Here is a 5977-nt window from a genome sequence, read left to right as displayed (position 1 = left end):
CGCGGTCGTCCCGGTCGTCGGCCGGGGTGTCGGTGGTGCTCGCCTGCCGCCGGGGCACGGACGCGTCGTCGCCGAACGGTTTCGGTGCGCTCGTGGCAGGTACGCAGTCGAACGTGGCTCCGGTGCTGTGGGTGCTTGTCGCAGTGGCGATCTCGGTGTTCGCACGGGCCGACCATCCGTGGCAGGGACCGCTGGTGGTCATCGCCGTGCTGGCGCTCGGTACGGTGGCCACCCGGCACTGCGTCCGACGCTTCGGCGGGCTCTCCGGCGACGTGCTCGGAGCCGGGATCGAGTCCACCACCGCGCTGGCCGCGGTCGGTCTGCTCCTGGGGAGCTAGCGGAGCGTGGTCATCCAGCCGTGCGTATCGGCGAACGTTCCGCGCTGAATGCCGGTGAGCGTGTCGCGCAGTGCAAGCGTGATCTCGCCGGGCTCGCCGCCTGCGATCTCGAACGTTCCCTCGGTGGACTTGACGCTGCCAACCGGTGTGATGACGGCTGCTGTGCCGCAGGCGAACACCTCGGTGATCTCGCCGGAGTCGGCACCCTTGCGCCACTCCTCGGTGGAGATCCGCCGCTCTTCGACGGGGATGCCTGCGTCGGTCGCCAGGGCCAGCAGCGAGTCGCGGGTGATGCCGGGCAGAAGTGATCCGGACAGCGACGGCGTCACCAGGCGGGCATCGGAGCCCGAGCCGAAGACGAAGAACAGGTTCATGCCGCCCATTTCCTCGACGTAGCGGCGCTCGGTTGCGTCGAGCCAGACCACCTGATCGCATCCCTCGTCGCTGGCCTGCGCCTGCGCGAGGAGCGACGCGGCGTAGTTGCCGGCGAACTTCGCCGCACCGGTGCCGCCCGGTGCCGCCCGGACGTACTCGGTGGACAGCCAGACGCTCACCGGCTTTACGCCCCGGGGGAAGTACGCGCCCGCGGGCGAGGCGATCAGCATGTAGCGGTACGAGTCGGCGGGGCGCACGCCCAGCCCGGCCTCGGTGGAGAACATGTACGGCCGCACGTACAGCGCGTCTTCGCCGCCTGCTGCGGGGACCCAGTCGTGGTCGAATTCGAGAAGCTTCTCGATCGATCCGATGAACAGCTCGTCCGGCAACTCCGGCATTGCCAGACGGCGTGCCGAGAAGCGGAAGCGCTCGGCATTGGAGTGCACCCGGAAGGTCGACAGGTCGCCGTTCGGCTGACGGTAGATCTTGAGTCCTTCGAAGATGGCCTGGCCGTAGTGCAGCACCATCGCGGCGGGGTCGAGCTCGATCGGCCCGTAGGGCGCGATCGTCGCATCGTGCCATCCGCCGTCACGGGTGTAGTCGATGTACACCATGTGATCGGTGAAGTGCTTTCCGAAACCGGGTGCAGCGAGCACCGCGTCGCGCTCCACGGGAGTGGTGGGAGAGGGATGCTGCACGTACGCGAACTCGGAAACACCTGTCATGCCGGAGATCCTATCGTCAAGGCCGCTGTGCTCTCGCGCGGTCACCTGGTCTTCGCTGCGACGAACGGCGGCGCGACCACTTCGCAGCGCAGCGCTCGGCCACGAACGTCGACCTCGACCTCCGTGCCCACCTCCGGTGCGGCTTCCGCGTCGAGCAGGGCGAGGGCGATTCCGATCTTGAGCGACGGAGAGAACGTGCCGGACGTCGTCGTTCCGATCTGCTGTCCCGACGCCCCGACGGCCAGGCCCGGGCGCAGCACACCGCGTCGAGGGCCTTCAGTCCGCGCAGCACTCGCGCCGGTCCGCTCGCCTTCTCGGTGGACAGGGCTTCCTTGCCCCAGAACGCGTCCTTCTTCCACCCGATCGCCCAGCCGCAGCGAGCCTCGAGTGGCGAGATGTCCAGTGCCAGTTCGTGTCCGTGCAACGGGTATCCCATCTCGGTACGCAACGTATCGCGTGCACCGAGCCCGCACACCTGCCCTCCGCGCGATCGCACTGCAGCCATGAGTGCCCGGAAGAGCGGTTCCACATCTCCCGCGGGGGGAACGAGCTCGTAGCCGTGTTCGCCGGTGTACCCGGTCCGGCAGACGCGGACCGCAACCGAATTCCAGGTGGCGTCCTCGAATGCCATGTAGTCCATGTCGGTCGGCAAGCCGAGCTCCTGCAGGACCTCGGTCGATTTCGGTCCCTGCACGGCAAGCACTCCGAACTCGCGGTGCTGGTTCACCACCGACACCCCTTCGGGTGCCTGCTCGGCCATTGCCGCGACGACGGCCGCCGTGTTGGCTGCGTTCGGCACCAGAAAGACGTTCTCGTCCGAGACGTAGTACGCAATCAGGTCGTCTACGACACCGCCGGATTCGGTGCAGCACAGGGTGTACTGCGCCTTGCCCGGTTCGATTCGGTTCAGATCGTTGGTGAGCACGGAGTTCACGAACGCGGCGGCTCCGGGGCCTGTCACCGACGCCTTGCCGAGATGCCCGACATCGAACAGGCCGACGGCCTCTCGCACTGCCGTGTGCTCGACGACGACTCCGGCGTACGACACCGGCATGGTCCAGCCGCCGAAAGGTGCGAATGTCGCGCCCAATTCGGTGTGCACGGCGTGAAGTGGTCCCTCGATCAGCTCGGTGTCGGTCATGGCGGTCACGCTAGCTCACATCGCGGCCGTTGCGGGCCCGGCAGACCGACTGCGTCCCTCGACGACTCGTCATTAGGATCGAGGTACGTACACGTCAACCCCTACAGGAGCAGCCACGTGCCTTCACCCTCGACGCCTTCCCGCACTCTCGGACCCGACCTGGTCCTCGCGGGCAAGCTCGGTAAGAAAGTCGACGTTCTCGTCGTCGCGCTGAGTACCAGTGACGACGGCCTCGAACTCGCCATCACCGACGACATTTCCGACGACGCCATAGCTGCGGCGCTGCTCGACGCTCTCGAATCCGTCGGTGCCACCGGAAAGGCCGACGAGCTGGTGCGCATTCCGGCACCGTCGGGGCTGTCCGTGGACAGCGTGCTGGCGGTCGGCCTCGGCAGCGCAGCCGACATCGACAGCGAGCGGATCCGGCAGTCGGCCGGTACCGCAGCTCGCGCACTCAAGGGCGTCGATACTGCCGCGACCACGTTGTCGGCGCTCGATCTCGGCGCGGCCGCAGAGGGCTTCTTTCTCGGCGCGTATCAGTTCACCGAGTTCAAGTCGACGTTGTCGGCACCGAAGTCCGACGCACTTCCACTGACCCGCGTCGAGCTGCTGGTTCCCGACACCCGCTCCAAGGAAGCCAAGAACGAGCTGGCACGATCGCTCGCCATTGCCGAATCCGTCGCTGTGGCACGCGATTTCGTCAACACTCCGCCCAGCCACCTCTATCCGGAGGAGTTCGCGGCGCAGGCCAAGGCTCTCGGTACGGCTGCGGGCCTGAAGGTCGAGATCATGGACGACAAGACGCTGGAGAAGGACGGCTACGGCGGCATTCACGGCGTCGGCAAGGGTTCTTCGCGTCTGCCGCGACTGGTTCGCCTGACGCACTCGGGCGGTAAGCGTGGCGCGAAGAAGGTCGCCCTGGTGGGCAAGGGAATCACGTTCGACACCGGCGGCATCTCCATCAAACCCGCCGCGGGCATGGAGAACATGACCTCCGACATGGGCGGTGCCGCTGCGGTCATCGCGACGGTGATCCTGGCCGCGAAGTCGATCTGCCACTCGATGTCATTGCGACCGTGCCGATGGCCGAGAACATGCCGTCGGGCACCGCGCAGCGTCCGGGCGATGTACTTACCCAGTACGGCGGCATCACGGTCGAGGTCATCAACACCGACGCCGAAGGCCGGTTGGTGTTGGCCGACGCGATCGTGCGTGCCTGCGAGGACGATCCGGACTACCTCATCGACACCGCGACACTGACCGGTGCTCAGGTGGTCGCGCTCGGCAATCGAACGCCAGGGGTCATGGGCACCGAGGACTTCCGCGACCGGGTCGCCGAGATCTCTCAGGCCATCGGCGAAAACGCATGGGCGATGCCGTTGCCGAAGGAGATCCGACGCGAACTCGATTCCAAAGTGGCCGATCTGGCGAACGTCACCAACGGCCGGGCCGGTGGAATGCTCGCTGCCGCTCTGTTCTTGAAGGAATTCGTCGCCGACGGAGTCGAATGGGCTCACATCGACGTCGCGGGCCCGGCATACAACACCGGTGGACCCTTCGGTTACACCGGCAAGGGCGGTACCGGCGTTCCCGTACGAACGATGTTCGCGGTCCTCGAGGACATCGCCGAGAACGGCTGATCGCGAACGTCCGTGCGTGCGGATCGGCGTCCGCACGCACGGGCTGGGTCACAGATCGCGCTGCTGTTGTTCGCGCTTCCTGATGACCTTCTGGCGGGCGTCGTGATCACGCATGCGCTGGGGGTAGCCGGTCTTGCGCACGTCGTAGACCGGGATCTTCAGGTCGGGTCCGATCTTTCGTGCATATTTTTCATCGAGCGGCCGACGGGTCCATTCGCCGTCGTTCGCGATCAGCACGACGGTCAGCGGGGTGACCGTCGTCTTCGGCTCGACGTAGGCCTCGACACCGATTCGCGCGTCGGTCCAATCGGCCAGGTACTGGGCAACCGACCCCTCCGGAGCCCGTTTCGCGGCCCCGCCGCTGCGCTTGAGTCGATCGAACAATCCCACGAGAACATCCTTTTCTTGCGGCCGATGGATCACCGGTTCTGGTGCCGGAATGTTGTTACCCGCCAGTTTGCCAGGCGTGTTGCACGCCCTAGGGGAACGGCGAGGCGATAACAATGGAAGGATGACATTAGAGGGTTCAGCTCTCTTGATAGTGAACCAAGGCTCGTGAAGTGAGTAAGTGAATTGCCGAGAGGGAGTGTCGACGTGGGCGCTGTGTCGAGCGGAACCTGCTCGATACGTGCCTTGTGCACCGGTGCCTCCGTCGAACCGAATCACCCAACTCTCGTCCATGAACCCTGTTCCGCCAGCACAATGGTCTGCGACCACAAGTCGTCGATCCACATCACCCGCATACAACTGTCGAGGAGTCAACAGACATGGCCTTCTCCGTCCAGATGCCAGCTCTTGGTGAGAGCGTCACCGAGGGAACTGTCACGAGGTGGCTCAAACAAGAAGGCGACACCGTCGAAGTCGACGAGCCATTGCTCGAAGTCTCCACGGACAAGGTCGATACCGAGATCCCGTCGCCTGCAGCCGGTGTTCTGACCAAGATCGTCGCTCAGGAAGACGACACCGTCGAGATCGGTGGCGAGCTCGCCCAGATCGGTGACGCAGACGAGGCGCCCTCGTCCGATGCACCGGCCGAGGACGCCGCGCCCGCCGAGGAGTCGGCACCCGAGGAAGCTGCCGAGGAGCCCACTCCCGCAGCCGAGCCCGAGCCACAGGCCGAGGAGGAGGCACCCGCAGCGAGTGCATCGTCCGACTCGTCCGGATCCGGCACGCCGGTGACGATGCCCGAGTTGGGCGAGTCCGTCACCGAAGGCACCGTGACTCGATGGCTCAAGGCCGTCGGTGACGAGGTTGCTGTCGACGAGCCGCTGCTCGAGGTGTCCACCGACAAGGTCGACACCGAGATCCCGTCTCCGGTCGCCGGAACCCTGCTCGAGATCTCCGCCGAGGAAGACGACACGGTCGCCGTCGGTGGCCAGCTCGCCGTCATCGGATCGGGATCGCCGGCCGGGAAGGCTCCCGAGCCCGAGGCAACCCCGGAACCCGAGGCCCCGAAGGCCGAAGAGCCGAAGAAGGAAGAGCCGAAGAAGGAGGCTCCCAAGCAGGAAGCCCCCAAGGCCGAGCCGAAGCCCGAGCCCGAGCCCGAGGCTCCCAAGGCCGCTCCCGCCAAGGAATCGGCACCGTCGGGTGATTCCAGCCCGTACGTCACTCCCCTGGTGCGCAAGCTGGCGTCGGACAACGACGTCGACCTCTCGACCGTGAAGGGCACCGGTGTCGGTGGCCGCATCCGCAAGCAGGATGTGCTCGCCGCAGCCGAGGCCAAGAAGGCTCCGGCCGCTCCGGCTGCCGCTGCTGCGC

The 5977-nt window shown here is 66.3% G+C and carries 4 protein-coding genes and 2 pseudogenes; 3 read left to right on the top strand and 3 right to left on the bottom strand.

Features of this window, described 5'->3' with window-relative positions; translation table 11 throughout:
• The coding region (locus RHBS_RS22945) for an adenosylcobinamide-GDP ribazoletransferase (protein WP_187298603.1) at nucleotides 1–338 on the top strand (338 nt) is incomplete at its 5' end.
• On the opposite strand, the gene RHBS_RS22940 is transcribed toward RHBS_RS22945, so the two are convergent.
• A complete protein-coding gene (locus tag RHBS_RS22940) occupies nucleotides 335–1438 on the bottom strand; it encodes a branched-chain amino acid aminotransferase (RefSeq protein WP_121869581.1) in 1104 nt (367 codons plus the stop codon). The genes RHBS_RS22945 and RHBS_RS22940 overlap by 4 nt on opposite strands.
• A 41-nt stretch (nucleotides 1439–1479) precedes the next feature.
• A pseudogene (gene gcvT, locus RHBS_RS22935) lies at nucleotides 1480–2579 on the bottom strand (glycine cleavage system aminomethyltransferase GcvT).
• Between the two features lie 117 nt (nucleotides 2580–2696).
• Between gcvT and RHBS_RS22930 the strand changes: the two are divergent.
• Nucleotides 2697–4219, top strand: a pseudogene (locus RHBS_RS22930) (leucyl aminopeptidase).
• 48 nt (nucleotides 4220–4267) lie between these two features.
• Here RHBS_RS22930 and RHBS_RS22925 read toward each other — a convergent pair.
• Nucleotides 4268–4609 carry an oxidoreductase gene (locus RHBS_RS22925; RefSeq protein ID WP_094612934.1) on the bottom strand — a complete coding sequence of 114 codons (342 nt, stop codon included), beginning with the start codon at nucleotides 4607–4609 and terminating at the stop codon, nucleotides 4268–4270.
• A 377-nt stretch (nucleotides 4610–4986) separates the two neighbouring features.
• On the opposite strand from RHBS_RS22925, the gene sucB reads away from it, so the two are divergent.
• Nucleotides 4987–5977 (top strand): 2-oxoglutarate dehydrogenase, E2 component, dihydrolipoamide succinyltransferase (gene sucB / locus RHBS_RS22920; RefSeq protein ID WP_128646493.1); only part of this gene is annotated, 991 nt, incomplete at its 3' end.

The sequence above is a fragment of the Rhodococcus sp. BS-15 genome, assembly GCF_000813105.1.
Lineage (GTDB): Bacteria > Actinomycetota > Actinomycetes > Mycobacteriales > Mycobacteriaceae > Rhodococcoides.
The sequence above is the reverse complement of the archived record's forward strand: the minus strand, read 5'-3'. Positions and strand labels throughout refer to the sequence as shown.

What these genes read in the sequence shown, in the direction of transcription:
- RHBS_RS22940 (WP_121869581.1), bottom strand. Translation starts at nt 1,438, where the DNA reads ATGACAGGTGTTTCCGAGTTCGCGTACGTGCAGCATCCCTCTCCCACC.